This window comes from Pseudomonas quebecensis (genome assembly GCF_026410085.1).
GTDB lineage: Bacteria > Pseudomonadota > Gammaproteobacteria > Pseudomonadales > Pseudomonadaceae > Aquipseudomonas > Aquipseudomonas quebecensis.
The window spans coordinates 2,239,379-2,255,418 of sequence record NZ_CP112866.1 but is presented as its reverse complement, the minus strand read 5'-3'; the positions used below and the strand labels follow the sequence as shown (position 1 = coordinate 2,255,418).

The 16,040-nt window shown below is 63.0% G+C and carries 11 protein-coding genes; 8 read left to right on the top strand and 3 right to left on the bottom strand.

Annotation, left to right across the window (positions count from 1 at the left end; all coding sequences use genetic code 11):
* Window positions 1-263 precede the first annotated feature (263 nt).
* From OSC50_RS10535 to OSC50_RS10505, 7 genes are all read left to right on the top strand, one after another.
* Window positions 264-557 carry a DUF6124 family protein gene (locus OSC50_RS10535; protein ID WP_266247932.1) on the top strand — a complete coding sequence of 98 codons (294 nt, stop codon included), beginning with the start codon at window positions 264-266 and terminating at the stop codon, window positions 555-557.
* A gap of 161 nt (window positions 558-718) precedes the next feature.
* Complete coding sequence (locus tag OSC50_RS10530) at window positions 719-925, top strand: hypothetical protein (protein WP_253507978.1); 207 nt, start codon at window positions 719-721, stop codon at window positions 923-925.
* 41 nt (window positions 926-966) lie between these two features.
* Window positions 967-1,839 carry a M12 family metallo-peptidase gene (locus OSC50_RS10525; protein WP_266247931.1) on the top strand — a complete coding sequence of 291 codons (873 nt, stop codon included), beginning with the start codon at window positions 967-969 and terminating at the stop codon, window positions 1,837-1,839.
* A gap of 30 nt (window positions 1,840-1,869) precedes the next feature.
* Window positions 1,870-2,997, top strand: a complete 1,128-nt coding sequence (locus OSC50_RS10520) for a hypothetical protein (protein ID WP_266247929.1) — start codon at window positions 1,870-1,872, stop codon at window positions 2,995-2,997.
* A 136-nt stretch (window positions 2,998-3,133) separates the two neighbouring features.
* Window positions 3,134-4,372, top strand: a complete 1,239-nt coding sequence (locus OSC50_RS10515) for an exonuclease SbcCD subunit D C-terminal domain-containing protein (protein WP_266247928.1) — start codon at window positions 3,134-3,136, stop codon at window positions 4,370-4,372.
* Window positions 4,369-8,007, top strand: a complete 3,639-nt coding sequence (locus OSC50_RS10510) for an AAA family ATPase (protein ID WP_266247927.1) — start codon at window positions 4,369-4,371, stop codon at window positions 8,005-8,007. The genes OSC50_RS10515 and OSC50_RS10510 overlap by 4 nt, the downstream gene beginning before the upstream one ends.
* Window positions 8,004-8,597 carry a glutathione S-transferase gene (locus tag OSC50_RS10505; RefSeq protein ID WP_266247925.1) on the top strand — a complete coding sequence of 198 codons (594 nt, stop codon included), beginning with the start codon at window positions 8,004-8,006 and terminating at the stop codon, window positions 8,595-8,597. Before OSC50_RS10510 ends, OSC50_RS10505 begins: the two co-directional genes overlap by 4 nt.
* A 775-nt stretch (window positions 8,598-9,372) precedes the next feature.
* Here the strand turns inward: OSC50_RS10505 and OSC50_RS10500 are convergent.
* The 3 genes from OSC50_RS10500 to OSC50_RS10490 all read right to left on the bottom strand — a co-directional run bounded on the left by OSC50_RS10500 (window position 9,373) and on the right by OSC50_RS10490 (window position 11,160).
* Window positions 9,373-9,552, bottom strand: a complete 180-nt coding sequence (locus OSC50_RS10500) for a hypothetical protein (protein WP_181076955.1) — start codon at window positions 9,550-9,552, stop codon at window positions 9,373-9,375.
* 155 nt (window positions 9,553-9,707) lie between these two features.
* On the bottom strand, window positions 9,708-10,883 hold the full coding sequence (locus OSC50_RS10495; RefSeq protein ID WP_181076954.1) for a lactonase family protein: 1,176 nt from the start codon (window positions 10,881-10,883) through the stop codon (window positions 9,708-9,710).
* A complete protein-coding gene (locus tag OSC50_RS10490) occupies window positions 10,870-11,160 on the bottom strand; it encodes a DUF5629 family protein (RefSeq protein WP_266247924.1) in 291 nt (96 codons plus the stop codon). The genes OSC50_RS10495 and OSC50_RS10490 overlap by 14 nt, the downstream gene beginning before the upstream one ends.
* Window positions 11,161-11,312: 152 nt before the next feature.
* Between OSC50_RS10490 and OSC50_RS10485 the strand changes: the two genes are divergently transcribed.
* Complete coding sequence (locus OSC50_RS10485; RefSeq protein ID WP_266247922.1) at window positions 11,313-16,004, top strand: dermonecrotic toxin domain-containing protein; 4,692 nt, start codon at window positions 11,313-11,315, stop codon at window positions 16,002-16,004.
* The last annotated feature ends 36 nt before the right edge of the window (window positions 16,005-16,040 follow it).

Sequence of the window (16,040 nt, the reverse complement as noted above, 5' to 3'; positions counted from 1 at the left end):
GACAATCCCACGGCCTTGCGCCTGCTTGTTCCACTGGCTAGCCTTCGCTCCGTCGCTGCCTATCAGCGATCAGGGGTGAGATCCTGTGAACAGAAAGCCAAGCGCCACAACCGCGAGCAACATGCTCTATGGCGGCTGTGTGCGGGCAGACTTCGGTCTGACCGGGTGCTTCCTGACCGGTAATCTCACCCCGCACATAGCTGCCACCTTTCGCCGAGTGAGATCGGTAAAAGATTGGCTCCCACTTTTCAGGAGCTTCACTCATGAACAAAATCGTCCCCGACCCACCCCGTTTCACCCTCGACCGCGACATTCTCGACCGCGCCCTGCGTCATTACCTGCAACCACCGTCATCCTTCACCGTGCACCACGACCTCAGCTTCGAAGACGCCCTCGCCCAGCTCTGCGACCTGCTGCGCTGCGCCGCCGCCACCGCGTCCGACACCACCCAGGGCTTGAGCGGCGAGCAGCGCCATATGGCCGGTGCCACGCAGCACCTGATCGACATGGCCAGCACTCTGGCCGACCGTGCGCTGGAATGCCTGCACGCTGGGTGATAGCGCAAATGGGCTGGTTCCCAGTAATGAGAGTCAGCCCACTCCCTCTCTGCCACCCGTCGTAACTGTGATTTCTGACAGTAGCCAGCCGCCAAGGCCCTGCCCTTACATGCCTGAACGTTAAGACCGACCGGTGATGCGCTCAGGAGCAATGGCAAATCATGAACAAACTCACGTCCTATGCGCTGCTCGCGCTCTTGTTGTTGGTGTGCTCGCGCAGCTTTGCCGTCGAGGAGCTGTTTATCCTCGGCGATGCGGTGTCGGCCCAGGCCAGCGTCGCGCAACCGCGCAACGCTGCCTTGCAGGCACTGCTCAGCGACCCGACCACATCGCAGGTTAACCAGGTGACCCTGCACCTCGGTTGCTGACGGCGGGCACCAGGAACCTCGCGCTGCCTCTGGAGGAGGGTGTGGTTGTGGTCGCCGACAGGGTTGAATCGTACCGCCAGAAGCCGGGCATGCTGGTCTGGCATGCGCGCCTGCCGGACCAGCGCAGCCACGCCCGGCAGGCCTCTACCGCCCATAAAGAAGTGCCCGAAGATGGCCTTAATACCGTGACGCTGGCACGTCACGACGACAACATCACCGGTTCAATTCGTTATAAGGGCCAGCTCTACCTGCTGATGCCGATAGGCGATGGCAGACACGTGATCGTCAAGGTGGACGAAACCCGCTACCCGGGCGATGCCGAACGGCCCGCCGGGCGCACCGGCAAGCAGGGGGCCAAAACACGGGGTACCCGCCCCTCGAAAGAAGCTGCCAGCCCGCTGAGCACGGTGCGCGTGATGCTGGTATTCACCAACGGCGCCAGGACGGCGTGGCCGGACATGGACGGGCTCGCAACGCTGATGTTCGCCGAGGCCAACCGTGGCATGACCCTCAGCGAAGTGCCGGTGTCTTTCCAGAGCGCGGGGGTTTATCACCTCGACTACGACGATATTTCTGGCGCGGATGGCTATGACGCGATGTTGAAAAGCCTGCGGGACCCCACAGACGCCACCCTCGGCGCACCCGTGCATGCTTTGCGCGAACAGCAAAAAGCCGACCTGGTAGTGTTGGTTACCAACGCCAGGGGACTGTGCGGATTGGCGTATGTGAACGCACCCAAAGCGTATGCATTCAGTGTTTTAAGCTGCCCGACCGGTACCTACGTCTTTGCCCATGAGATGGGCCACAACTTCGGGCTGAGTCATAACTCAGACGTGCCGGCAGGCGTCCATGGCGACGGCTTCGGCTACCGGCAAACCACCCAGCCGCCCTTCTGGCGCACGATCATGTCATAAGAGTGCCTGTCGCCTGTTCAGTGCCCAAGGGTGAACTACTGGTCCAACCCCGATCACACCTACGGCGGCTTGCCCATGGGCGTGGCAAAGATCAATAACAGCGCACGCGTCATCAACCTGCGACGGGACACGCTGGCAAACTTTTACCCGCCCTTTATTGGCGAGCCGCCCGCCGCCCAGCTGCGTGTGCCGCGGGAGGTCGATGCCAATCAAACCTTTCTGGTCAGGGTCATCGCCGCCGACTCACGTCGCAACCCGTTGCGCTACCACTGGACAGCCGCCGGCTTCATCCCCAGCGAGGGTACGACGGCTTCGCTCACCCTCACAGCGCCAGACGTTGCGCAAGACACCCACTACCCCATTTCGGTGGATGTCTCAGGCACCTACGGCACCACACGCCTGAACGCAACGATCAAGGTCCGGCCCGCCCCGCCACCGATCACCGCCACCCTGAAAATCCAGCCGGCAGTCCCGTCCGGCGGTAAATTACCGATCCGCGTCGATGCGCAGAGTCCCACCGGCCTGCCATTGAGCTATGCCTGGAGCAGAACCGCCGGCATGTACGAAGGCAGCATAGGGAATCGTCCCCAGGGCGTGTATACCGCGGCGACGGTCCTCAAAGACACCCCTACCACCATCAAAGTGGTGCTCAAGGCCGGCCCCTATGAGCTGGAGCGCTTGGCCCCGGTAACGATTCTCGCCGCACCGACCACCCCACCGCCCATCGCGAAGATCAGCGGCGCACGCGAGGTGCTGGTGAACATGGCCCTGCCTCTGTCCAGCAATGATTCCAGCGGCGAACAATTGACCTACGCGTGGACAGCCACGGGTTTCACACCCGCTACATCGACGCAGGCTCATCCGATATTTCGGGCACCCGCCAGCCCGGGCAACCACATGATCACGCTGGTTGTTACCGATCGCCATGGGCGCAGCGCCGGCGCCATTCATGAAGTCTCCGTCACTGCGCAGTCATTGCCGACATGCAAGCCCTTGTGGCAGGCCACCCAGGAGTATGTGCTCAACGACGAAGTCTCTTATGACGGCTACGACTATAGGGGCCTGCACTGGTCGCAGGGCGCGCGCCCCGACCTGAACTGGGTGCCGGAAGGCTATTCCAAACCCTGGCGGCGCTTGACCACCTGTGTCGTCCGGTAAAGCCAACCAACACGGAGCGCGCACCTCGCTCCCTGTTCGGTTTGCGCGCAAGACGCCGCTCATCTAGGTAAACTCTGCATTTTTCACCGTCGTTCATGCCTGCGGCGGTCATTGACTAGAGTTTCTGGAGTCCGCCTTGCGTCTGTTCCACACCTCCGACTGGCACCTGGGCCAAAACCTCCACGGCCAGGACCGCGACTTCGAGCACGCCTGTTTCCTTGAGTGGCTGCTGGGCCAACTCAAAGCCCATAGCCCGGAGGCGTTGCTGATCGCCGGCGATATCTTCGACACGGTCAACCCGCCGCTCAAGGCCCAGGAGCGGCTGTATGACTTCATCATCAGCGCCCATGAACAAAACCCCAACCTGACCATCGTGATGATCGCCGGCAACCACGACTCCGGCTCGCGCATCGAACTGCCCGCGCCGTTGATGCGGCGTTTGCACACCCATGCATTGGGCCGCGTGCTGTGGCTGGATGACGGGCAACTGGACGCCGAGCGCCTGCTGATCCCGCTGCCGAACGCCAAAGGCAAGATCGCCGCCTGGTGTCTGGCCTTGCCGTTTTTGCGCCCGGCGGAAGTCACCGGTGCGCACCTGGGCGACGACTACCTGCGCGGGATCGGCCAGGTGCATGAATGGCTGATCGCGGCCGCCAACGCCAAGCGCAAAAAAGGCCAGGCGCTGATCGCCATCAGCCATGCGCACATGGCCGGCGGTTCGGTCTCGGAAGACTCCGAGCGCAGCCTGATCATCGGCAATGCCGAAGCGCTGCCCGCCAGCCTGTTCGATAACAGTGTCGGCTATGTTGCCCTCGGCCATTTGCACAAGCCGCAAAAGGTCAATGGCGAAGAGCGCATTCGCTACAGCGGCTCGCCGATTCCGTTGTCATTTTCGGAGATTGGCTATAAGCATCAGATACTCGACGTCACCTTCCAGGGCCAATGCCTGGTGAGTGTCGAACCGATCCTGATTCCCCGTTCGGTCGACCTGCAACGCCTGGAGGCCGCGCCGTTGGCGGACATCCTCAAACAACTCGCCAACCTGCCCGACATCGACCTGCTCGCCGAAACCCAGCGCCACCCCTGGCTCGAAGTGCGCGTGCGCCTCGACGAGCCGCAACCGGACCTGCGCCAGCAAATCGAAAGCGCCCTGCAAGGCAAGGCCGTGCGTCTGGTGCGCATTGCTGCCGAGTACGCGGGCAAGCGCGGCGGCGACGACACCGACGATGAGCGCCTGATCGAACTCGACCAGCTCACGCCCCAGGAGCTGTTCAGCCGCGCCTGGCAGGACAGCTACGGCAGCGAAGTGGATGAACAGACTTTGCAGGACTTCGCCGTGCTGCTCCAGGAAGTGCAGCAGGAGGAGCAACCATGAAGATTCTCGCCATTCGCCTGAAAAACCTGGCCTCCCTGGCCGGCCCGTTCGAGATCGACTTTACCGCCGAGCCCCTGGCCAGTGCCGGGTTGTTCGCGATCACCGGCCCCACCGGCGCCGGCAAGAGCACCTTGCTCGATGCGCTGTGCCTGGCGCTGTTTGGTGCGGTGCCACGCCTGGGCGACACCGGCCAGGCGAAGATGCCGGATGCCGACAGTGATATTTCCATCGGTGACCCGCGCACCCTGATCCGCCGTGGCACCGGCGGCGGCTATGCCGAGGTGGACTTCGTCGGTGTCAGCGGCCGCCGCTATCGTGCGCGCTGGGAGGCCAACCGCGCCCGCGACAAGGCCAGCGGCAAGTTGCAGAACAGCCGTCAGAGCCTGATCGACCTGGACAGTGACCAACTGCTGGCCAGCCAGAAAACCGAATACAAAACCCAGTTGGAACTGGCCCTGGGGCTGAACTTCGAACAGTTCACCCGCGCCGTGCTGCTGGCGCAGAGTGAGTTCAGCGCGTTCCTCAAAGCCAATGACAACGAGCGCAGCGAACTGCTGGAAAAGCTCACCGACACTGCGTTGTACACCCAGCTCGGCCGTCGCGCGTTCGACAAAGCCAAGGAAGCCAGGGACGCGCACAAGCAGTTGCAGGACCAAGCGAGCGGCGTGGTCCCTTTGACTGGCGAAGCACGCGCTGAACTGGATCAACAGTTGGCCGAGGCCCAGCAGCAGCTCAAGACCCGGCAGGCCCAACTTAAGCAGTTGGAGTTGCAGTACACCTGGCTCAAGGAATTGCGCGAGTGGCAGGAACGCCAACTCAACGCCACCGAACAACTGCAACGCGCCGAGGCCGAGTGGGCCGGTCAAAGCCAGCAACGCCAGGACCTGCTCCGCCTGGAGCAGTTGGCGCCGCAACGCCATCACTTCGCACGCCAGGCCGAACTGAGCGCACTGCTGACACCTTTGGCTGCGCAGATTCAGCAGCATATCCAACAGCAGAGCGAGCTGCAGACCCGCCAGGCGCAAGCTCAACACCAGCAGGCAGCCGCTCAAACGGCCTTGGCTGACGCCCTGAAGAACCAGAGCGACGCGGCCCCGCGGCTACGTCAGGCCTTCGAAGAACAAAGCACCCTCACCCACTTGACCCAAGACCTGGCCAAGCGCACCGACGAGCACCTCCAGCAGCAAACCGCCTGCACCGAAGGCCAAGCCCTGCTCAACGGCTTACTGGACAAGCAGGCTCAAGTCGCCGAGCGCCTGCAAAGCCTGGGCGCCGAGCTGGAACGCAGTGCGGCCCTGGCACCCTTGAGTGAGGGTTGGACCTACCAGCGCGAGCGCCTGCAACAGCTGATGGTGATTGGTAACCGCCTGAAAAAGGGCCAGGACGAACTGCCGCAACTGGAGGAGCGCGCCACCCGCGCTGCCGAAACGTTCAGCGCACAACGCCAATCGCTGGACCTGCTGTATCAGGAAGCCGGCGCAGAACCCCATGCGGTGGCCGAACAGATTCAACTGCTCGCCAGCCTGTTGCAGGACAATCGCAAGCAACAGCGCGCCTTCGAAGACCTGACGCGCCTCTGGGACAGCCGGCAACAGCTGGACCTGCAAGCTGCCGCGCTGACACAGAAACTCGCCGATGCCCGACAACAGCGCGAGCGACTCAACCAGAGCGGCCTGCAAGCTAAAGCGGAACTGACGGTGGCCGAGCAGACATTGACGGTGACCAAGCACCTGCTCGAACGCCAACGCCTGGCGCGCAGTGCCAGCGTCGAAGAATTGCGCGGACAGTTACAGGACGACCAGCCCTGCCCGGTGTGCGGCAGCCATGAGCACCCGTATCACCAACCCGAAGCGCTGCTGCAAAGCCTTGGCCGCCATGACGAAACCGAAGAGGCCACCGCGCAGAAAGCCGTCGACACCCTCAAGGAAAAACTCACCGACCTGCGTGGCGAAGTCGGCGGGCTGATCGCGCAGCAAAAGGAATTTCTGCAACAGCAGGAACAGTTGGCCGCGCAACAACAGGCGCTGCAACCCAGCCTGGATGCACATCCGCTGGCCACTTCCCTGTTCAACCAGGACGCCGCCAACCGCAGCCCCTGGCTGGCTCAACAACTGGCCCAACTGACGCAAAACATCAGCCAGGACGAACAACGCCAGGCGGCCTTGCTCAACCTGCAACAAAACGCCGGGCGCTTGCAGCAACAATTGCAAGCGGCCCAGGACGCCAGCCAGCAAGCCCGCCAGTTGCTGGTGGATCAACAGCGCGAACTGTCCAGCGACCGCGAACGCCTCGACGAAGAACTCAGTGCCTTCGCCAGTCTTCTGCCGGCCGAGACGCTGGAAGGCCTGCGCAAGGAACCTGCGGCGACCTTCATGCAGTTGGACCAGCAAGTCAGCCAACGCCTGGAACAGTTGGGCCATCAGCGCGATGAGCTGGCCGAGCAACAGGAACGCCAACAGGCCATCGAGAAACAACAGACCCACCAGCAGCATCGCCGGCAGCAACTTGAAGCACTGGCCCAGCAGGTCGGCGAACTGACCAGTCGACAGCACGCCGCCCAGGAAACACTCAGCCACCTGCTGGGCGAGCACGCCAGCGCCGAACAGTGGCAGCAACAACTGGACCAGGCCGTCGTACACGCACGCCAAGGCGAAACCGACGCCAACCAGCAACTGCAAGAGACGCGTGACGCGCTGGTGCAACTGGCCGCCGACCTCAAGGCCCGACAGGAACGCCAACAGGCACTGCTCGCGGAACAGCAAGCGCTCGACGCCCGTATCCACGAATGGCGCGCGCTGCACCCCGAACTCGATGACACTGGCCTGACGCGTCTGCTGGCCTTCGACGAGGCGCGCATCAACGCGCTGCGCCAGCAACTGCAGCACAGCGAGAAAGCCGTCGAACAAGCCAAGGTCCTGCTGCAAGAGCGCCAACAGCGCCTGGCGGAACACCAGGCCCTGCACAACGGCAACCTGGAAGCCGAACAGCTGGACAGCACCCTCGCCGCCCTCAACCAGCAATTGGCCGAGGGCGAGAAACAGGTGGCCGAACTGCGCGCGCGCCAGGCCGAGGACCAGCGTCGCCAGGACGCCAACAGCGCCCTGGCCCATGAGATCGCCACAGCCTATGACGAGTGGCAGCGCTGGGCACGCCTGAATGCACTGATCGGTTCGGCGAGCGGCGATACATTCCGCAAGATCGCCCAGGCCTATAACCTCGACCTGCTGGTGCACCACGCCAATGTGCAACTGCGTCAACTGGTGCGCCGCTATCGCCTCAAGCGCGGCGGCAGCATGTTGGGCCTGTTGGTGATGGACACGGAAATGGGCGACGAACTGCGCTCGGTGCATTCGTTGTCCGGCGGGGAGACGTTCCTGGTGTCGCTGGCATTGGCCCTGGGGCTGGCGTCGATGGCGTCCAGTACGCTGAAGATCGAATCGCTGTTTATCGATGAAGGCTTCGGCAGCCTCGACCCCGAATCCCTGCAATTGGCGATGGATGCGTTGGATGGCTTGCAGGCCCAGGGCCGCAAAGTCGCCGTGATTTCCCACGTACAGGAAATGCACGAGCGCATCCCGGTACAGATCCAGGTCAAGCGCCAGGGCAACGGCCTGAGTACGTTGGAGGTCAAATGAGCCAAGCGCTGCTGTACTCGTTCCGCCGCTGCCCCTACGCCATGCGCGCGCGATTGGCACTGCGCTACAGCGGCGTGCCGGTACGCATCGTCGAGGTGAGCCTCAAGGCCAAGCCGGCCGAAATGCTGGCATTGTCGCCCAAAGGCACCGTGCCGGTGCTGAGCGTGGACGGCCAGGTGATTGATGAAAGCCTGGCGATCATGCAATGGGCCCTGGCCCGGCACGACCCCGAGGACTGGCGACTGGGCGGTGACCCGGCGGTGCTGGCGTTGATCGCCGAGAATGACGAGCGATTCAAGTATCACTTGAATCGATACAAATACGCCGAACGCTACCCGGAGCAGCCCAAGGCGTTTTATCGGGCCGAGGGTGAGGTGTTCCTGCAAAAGCTGGAGGGATTGCTGGCGCAGCGAGATTATTTGCTGGCCGATCATCTGAGCCTTGTCGATGTGGCACTGGCGCCCTTTGTACGCCAGTTTGCCCACGTAGATCGGGAGTGGTTTGCAGGCACTGCGTATCACCGGCTACAGGACTGGCTGACACGCTTTGTGCAATCCCCGTCGTTCATGGCGGTGATGGCCAAGCCTTGAGCGCTTGGGTCCTGTGTCCAACAAGGCACAGATCGTTCCCACGTTCCCGCGTGGGAATGCAGCCCGTGACGCTCCGCGTCGCCTGTGCGCGGTAGCCTAAGTTTGCGGTGCTGGGCGGGACGCGGAGCGTCCCAGGAGGCGTTACCACGCAGAGCGTGGGAACGATCAAACACGACACAGATCGTTCCCGCGTGGGAATGCAGCTCGTGACGCTCCGCGTCGCCTGTGCGCAGTAGCCTGAGCTTGCGGCGCTGGGCGGGACGCGGAGCGTCCCAGGAGGCGTACCACGCAGAGCGTGGGAACGATCAAACACGGCACAGATCGTTCCCACGCTCCCGCGTGGGAATACAGCCCGTGACGCTCCGCGTCGCCTGTGCGCAGTAGCCTGAGCTTGCGGCGCTTGGCGGGACGCGGAGCGTCCCAGGAGGCGTTACCACGCAGAGCGTGGGAACGATCAAACACGACACAGATCGTTCCCACGCTCCCGCGTGGGAATGCAGCCCGTGACGCTCCGCGTCGCCTGTGCGCGGTAGCCTGAGCTTGCGGCGCTTGGCGGGACGCGGAGCGTCCGAGGAGGCGTTACCACGCAGAGCGTGGGAACGATCAAACACGGCACAGATCGTTCCCACGCTCCCGCGTGGGAATGCAGCCCGTGACGCTCCGCGTCGCCTGTGCGCAGTAGCCTGAGCTTGCGGCGCTGGGCGGGACGCGGAGCGTCCCAAGAGGCGTTACCACGCAGAGCGTGGGAACGATCAAAAGGCGTGGCCTGACGTGCTCAGTGCTGGGTTTTATGATCCAGGGCTGCATAGAAGTTGGCGCTTTGCTGCAGGTATTTCTGGGTATAGGCGCTGGTGCTGGAGGTGCGGCTGGTGACTTCCACGCTGGCGGCGGCCGGCAAGGCGACGGTGGCGGAAACAGCGGAAGCGGCGATGACGGAGAACAGATTGAAGTTCATGGCGGTAACCCTCGTGTACGTTTGGTGGTGTGGCCGGGGTGGCCTTGGAACCAAACGTACGCCCGAGGGCCGCGCCTTAGAAATGCTTTGAAACATTAGCCGCTATTAATACAATTAATACACAGGCTCAGGCCCCGCTGAACGGGGCCTGTGGCTTATTGACGCAGCAGGAACTTAAGGTCACTGGGTGCATCGATCGGCAATTTCTGCACGGTTTTACCCAGCAGGCCGGTTTTGAGGTCGCGCTCGATCACTACGATTTCATTGCTCTTCTGGTTGGCGATCAACAGGAACTTGCCGCTCGGGTCGAGGGTGAACTCGCGCGGATGGTCGCCTTCCACACTGCGACGCTGCAGCTCCTTGAGGTGCGCGGTGGCCGGGTCCACGCCAAATACGATGATCTGGTTGGCGGTGCCGCGATTACTCACATACAGGAACTTGCCGTCGCTGGAGGCATGCAACGCCGCGCCGGCCTTGTCGGACACCGGCTGCCCGGCGGCGTAGTCGACCAGTTGGGTCTGGGTCAGCTTGCCGTCGTTGTAATCGAACACCGCGACCTGGGCGCTCATCTCGGTGGTCAACCAGGCGTGTTTGCCGTCCGCGCTGAACAGCAGGTGACGCGGGCCGCTGCCCGGCGGCAGCTGCACCGACGCCGGATTGGCCGGGGTCAATGGCAATTCGTGGTTGGTCGTCGGGTCATACCGGTAGGCGAACAGCTTGTCCGCTCCCAGGTCCTGAACGAACACGTACTTGCCATCTGGCGATGAGACCACCGAATGCACGTGGTTGGAGGCCTGGCGTTCAGGGTTCACGCGGCTGGCCGGGTGCCCGCTCAACTGCACCGGCGTCGACAACTTGCCGCCGGCGTCCACCGGCAGGATCGCCAGGCTGCCGCCCGGGTCTTCCACCACCGAATAGTTGGCGACAAACAGGTAACGCCCGTCCGCCGCCACGCTGGAATGGGTCGGTTCGTTACCCAGGCTCTGCACCTGATTGACCAGGGTGAGCTGGTGATTTTTCGGGTCGATCGCGTAGCTGCTCACGCGCCCCACCGCATCTTTCTGGCCCGGACCATTTTCATTGACCACAAACAGATGCTTCTGGTCCTTGGATACGGTCAACCACGACGGGTTGTCCGCCTTGGCCGCCAGCACCGGTTTGCCTTGGAACTGCCCGGTACGACTGTCGAATTGCAGGCGGTAAATGCCTTCGCTGGTGCCGGCGGTGTAGCTGCCCACCAACAGTTCATAGGTGTCCGCCGGTGCTGCCTGCACCGACATCGCACCAACACTGCCGGCCATCAGCAGCGGCCAGAATCTACGCATCATCATGCTCGTCTTCCTCGTCGTTATTGTTGCCGGTGAAGGCGCTCATGCACACCAGGCGGTGTTCGCCCGACTCACCGGTGAGGGTCCAGCTTTGCAAGTTGTCGTCAAAAGCGGCGCTCTGCACCTGCGCCTGGCTGAACGACCAGCGCTTTTCGGCGCGGCCGTCCATGCAGGTGGTGCGCAGGCCGTTCTCGTCGAAGGTGAAGTCAAAGGCATGCAAGCCATCGATTTCGAGCATGTCGGCAGTGTGAAGTTCAGCGGGCAGGCTGGAAGCAGTCATCGGGATCATTCATCAGTCAAGAAAACCGCTGATGATAGGCTAATCCGCTGCGGCTTTGCGGGTTTTGTGTGGTTGAGGTACCCGGTTATGGGTCCCCTGCGCGGCCGCTTTGGCATCCTCGGCACAACTCCTCATGCCGCCATGGAATACACATGCCCGACTCAAGCCCCGCTGCGCTCTTCAGTCCTCCTTCCGCCTTGCCTGCCGGGGTGAATACCCCAGCCCTGGCGGTCGCACGCGAGTTCGCCGGTCTTCCGACCCTTGAGCAGGTGATTCAACACCAGCTCGCCACCGCCATTGGCCAGCGCTATCCGTCGCTGAGATTGGATCTGGCCGCGACTCAACTGGCGACCCCGAACGGCAAACAATGGTTTTTCCGTCCGCTGCTGTCAGTGGTGCATGACTACCTGGGCGGCGTCGTCAATCTGGACTTCAGCGATATCGGCAACCTCGGTTATTACCTGACCGACAACCCTCCACGCCAGTTGAAACTGCCCGGCACCACCGCAACGCGCATAGACATGAAGGTGATCGAAGGCCTCATCAAGGAGCTGAACGAGACCCTGCCGATCGGCTTACAGAACGCCATAGGCGACTATTGGCGCGACGACAGCAGAGACGACCGCTGGCGCTGGCTGGCGGACATGCTGATGGACACGTTGAGAATCGCCGCCCTGCGTCGCACCGACCTGGATGACCAGGCTCGGGACATGCTCGACCAGTTCATCGGCACGCCCGATCGTGAACAGCGCAGCGCCCGTCATGGCGCCCAGGCGGTGTTTGCCTATTGCCTGGAAGCCACCCTGCGCAGCGCTGGCCGAAGCGTCACCGTACTGGGGCCGGAGCTGGTGCTGACGCGCCCCAGCCACGGCACGTCCACCGTGCTGCTGTGCAACCCCGGCGGGCAGATCGAGGCATTCACCTCGATGGACGCGTTGACCCAGGCCTGGGGCCAACGCCAGGGCGCGGGCTACCGCGTCGATGATATCCTCATCCGCCGTTATGAGCCGGACGCCAACGCCTTCGATCACGAGGCCGCCCTGCTCCTCAACCGGCAATTGGAACAACTGGGCGCCCTGTCCCTGCCCGCCACCCAGGGGTTTGCAGCCTTGCAGGCAGAATACCGACGGATCGTCGATCCAGCGCAGTTCTTTGCCGACTCGCCGACCATCGCGCCCGACCTTCTCACGACCTTGCGCCCCCAACTGCCGGCCTGGTTGCAGGACGCCGACAGCGCCACCAAGGCCGAGTACGGTCGCTATAGCCTGACCTTGGCCAGCGCAAAACAACGCGCGGGCGGGCGTACTTTCCTCAGCGGCATCAAAGATATCAAGACGTTCACCGCCGACAACCTGCGAAACGAGCTGCGCCGCGATGCACTGCGCTTCAACTCGCCCGCCGAAGCCTCGGCGCTGGACCCCGACCAACTTGAGCTGACCTTCAGCGTCGCCGCCGGCTATCCAGGCACCGTAGGCGTCATCCAGCACGAACGCATGGGCCTCACCGAGCTGGCAGTCAATAACCTGTCCAGCCGCCCCAAGGGCCAGATGCGCATTAACCACCGCCAGGGCCTGCCGCTGCCGTCCTGGCTCACGCCCGACTATGTCACGGGAAGCGGTGGGCTGATCGAACGTGTCGACATCGGCCGGCATTATCCCGGGCTACTGCAGACCCAACTGCTCGGCGACGATGAGCAAGCCCGCGAACGCGAAGTATTGTTCGCCGATCAGGTGTCGGTACAGCTGCCGATGCTGGCCCTGGAACTGAGCCTGCAACACGCCAGCGGCATGACCCGCGCCGGCGCCCGACGCGTGGCGGCGCTGACGGCCAGGGACGTCGCCGACCAGCAGGACATCGTGATTCGCCATCTGGCCTTGTCCAGCCACCCTGGCGCCCATTCGGACCAGGTGGCGAACATGTACATCATCGAAGCCCGTAACATCGAGGATGGGCCGCATATCCTGTATCGACCGCTGTACCGAGAACCGCTTCGGGAGTTTCACAGCCGCGCGGCCTTGTTCGACGCCATTGCCGAACCGGGAGAGTTGCAATCGAGCGTTTTGCTCTGGCTGGACGACTCCGCGCGGCCGATCTACGCCAACAATGGATTTCATGAGCCGCATTACCTGCGCTTTGGCCAGGGCGATGAATTCAGCCCTGTGCGCACGCCGGAGCCTGCCACGTTGTCGGTCGATGGCCTGAACGACGAGTTGCACCAGTGCCTGCTCACCGGCCGCTTGATGCAGTACCTGTACAGCAGCAATGCCCAGGCGCTTGTGGCCCAGGCTGATCGCACATCGGTGTCCAACAGCGAAAGCCGTTGGCAAGTACTGCTTGAGGGCGGTGGGTTGCTGTTCGGCAGCGTGTTGTACCCCTTACTGCGCGGCCCGCTGCTGCTGACCGCCTGGCTGGCCACGCTGTACGCAGGCCTTGAACACGACGTCCAGGGCCAGGAATCCACGGACCCGCAGGTCCGGGAACTGGCCACGGTCGACCTGCTGCTCAACCTGGGCCTGGCCTTGCTGGAGGGCCCGCCATTGCCGACGGTGGCGCATGTCGCCACAGGTACCCCGCGCAAGTCCTCCCTGCCGCCGCCGCCGCATGCTGCCGAGCAATGGCCCGTTCCAGCTGCGCCCCATATTCATCAAGGCGCGGTGGCATTGCCCGGCGTATTGCTCGGCGCCGACACTGCGCCGCTGGACTTCAGCTTCGCCCACGCGCGGCAGCGCTTGACGGCCAGCCAACGCGCGCGCCTGGCCGGCTACAAGGCGCAGCGCCCACGGGTGTTGCCTGCCCCGATATTGCACGGGCCGCGCAAGGGCCTGTATGTGGTCGACAACCTCTGGCACGCCCTGGTAGACGGCCAGTGGTATCAGGTGGAACTCGAACCTGGGAACGGCGCGGTGATCATCGTCGACTCGCTCGATTCCGCGCGTCGCGGCCCGCACCTGCGTACCGACGGCCAGGGCACCTGGACCCTCGATACCCGCCTACGCCTGCGCGGCGGCATGCCGCCCAGACGTATTGCCGAGCAACGCCGACGCAAGGCTCAGAGAGTCACCGAGCTTGAAGCCGACTACGCGCAGTTCCTGGGTCAGCAGGCCACGCAGAACCGGACAGTCGAGGTCGCCCAGGCGGTCATGGAAAGTGCGCAGCAAGACACGCGATACACCGATGCACAGCGTGCCGATACGCGCAGGCGCTTCGAAACCGCCCTGGAACAACAAACCCGTTCGTACCAAAAGATTCTCGAAGCTGCACAGGAAAGGCGGGAGCTGGACATCCCCTTGTCAGCGCAAACAGTGGCGGTACTCCTGGAAAACAGCGTCAACAACGCACGAAAGCTGGTGGTGGTCGCCGAAGCCGACCGGCAAGCGCTCTACAGGGCGAACAGCAAATTCACCGTCCAGGGCGCCGAATTCGATCTGGCGGTGATGCTCGATCCCGAAGGCCATGAACAGTTCATCAAGGCATTGCTGGACATCAATGAACGCTCGATCCACTGGCTGCAAGCCAAGGACCGTCACCTCAACGAACTGCTCGGCCAGGGAACCCCTGGTGCGCAAGCATTTACGCGGTTGACGGAAGGTCGGCCGCAAGAGATCAGTGCGCTGGCAATCCAGGACCTGCAGATTCGCACGCTCAAGCTGCAGGTCATCAAAGAAGATGCGCCGGCGTTTCAGGCTTTGGACGCCATCGTGTCACCGCTGTCGCAACACGTGCGTACCCATAGCGAGCTCAACACCCTGGAGTTGACTGCCGGTGACCGGGTGAGCGTATTGGACAGCCTGGTCGAACACTACGGCCGAGCGTTGGACGCCTTGCAGGGGCTAGGCATCGTGGCCGTGCAGGCCCCTGATAGACCGTATTCGAACCGGCTTTTCAAATTGATTGAGGCGCTGTACCTGGATGTCACCCGCAGACTGGCCGACGAAATCAAACCCGTCGCCCAACCGCGCGAACGCCGGCCCGGACGCCCTCCGACCGCACCAGGAAGGCCCCAGAAAAAAGTCATCAGGACGCGCAAGAAAGGCACGTTTATCGGCGACCTGAAACCGGCGGGAAGCACCTTGCCGATAGAGGTCGTCGAGGTCAGGTCCGAAGACAACGATCAATTGCTGAGCATGTACTCGCAGAAAGGTGAGGTGTGGGATGAAATCCTGCAGCCCGCTGCTGCGCGCCCACCGTCCGCCGTGCGCAGCCTTAACCTGGTCAAGGGCGAGGCTCGCAAGCTGCTGGCCACGCTGGACGAGCACCTGCGCCGCGGCAACGAGTACCGCAGAATTTCCCGACACCCTGAAGAAGTGCAGGAGTTCATGCAGCATCAAAGCGACCGCTTCAACAGCCTCGCCACGGAGCTGGATCAGGCCATCCAGGCGTTGCCTGAAAAAGACCGCAATAACGCCGATCGGGCATTGGTAACGCACCTGCTCGAAGCCGGCGCTCGGCTGACGGCCAAGGGCGACGAACTGCGCCTGCAACTGTGTCTGGACCTACCGCCCACCCATGCAAACCTTGAATACCTGATCGAGCAAAAGCAGGTCGGTGTGGCCCGGTATGGCGAGCGCGTGCCTCTGAGTGGCGAGCGCCGGGATTTCATTCAGGAATACGCGCTGACAGACCCGCAAGGAAAACTGTTGTGGTACGCGCACTTTCACTACGCCAATGCCGACACCCCCAAAGCCGATTACACCGTCGCGCACCTCAAAACCAAGGAGCAGCGCAAGCAAAGCTACTACTCACTGCTGGCCAAGGCTGACACCCCCCAGGCCGTGGTGAACGTGCACCGTGGCCTGATCGGCAAGGCCCTGGCCGAGCGCTGGTTCCTGCCGTTGGCGTCGTAACGGCGCGATATACCCGCTCAAGACTTATAAAGGACT

Coding starts and splice junctions, on each gene's coding strand:
- OSC50_RS10535 (WP_266247932.1), top strand. CDS start 264: ATGAACAAAATCGTCCCCGACCCACCCCGTTTCACCCTCGACCGCGAC.
- OSC50_RS10530 (WP_253507978.1), top strand. CDS start 719: ATGAACAAACTCACGTCCTATGCGCTGCTCGCGCTCTTGTTGTTGGTG.
- OSC50_RS10510 (WP_266247927.1), top strand. CDS start 4,369: ATGAAGATTCTCGCCATTCGCCTGAAAAACCTGGCCTCCCTGGCCGGC.
- OSC50_RS10505 (WP_266247925.1), top strand. CDS start 8,004: ATGAGCCAAGCGCTGCTGTACTCGTTCCGCCGCTGCCCCTACGCCATG.
- OSC50_RS10500 (WP_181076955.1), bottom strand. CDS start 9,552: ATGAACTTCAATCTGTTCTCCGTCATCGCCGCTTCCGCTGTTTCCGCC.
- OSC50_RS10495 (WP_181076954.1), bottom strand. CDS start 10,883: ATGATGATGCGTAGATTCTGGCCGCTGCTGATGGCCGGCAGTGTTGGT.
- OSC50_RS10490 (WP_266247924.1), bottom strand. CDS start 11,160: ATGACTGCTTCCAGCCTGCCCGCTGAACTTCACACTGCCGACATGCTC.
- OSC50_RS10485 (WP_266247922.1), top strand. CDS start 11,313: ATGCCCGACTCAAGCCCCGCTGCGCTCTTCAGTCCTCCTTCCGCCTTG.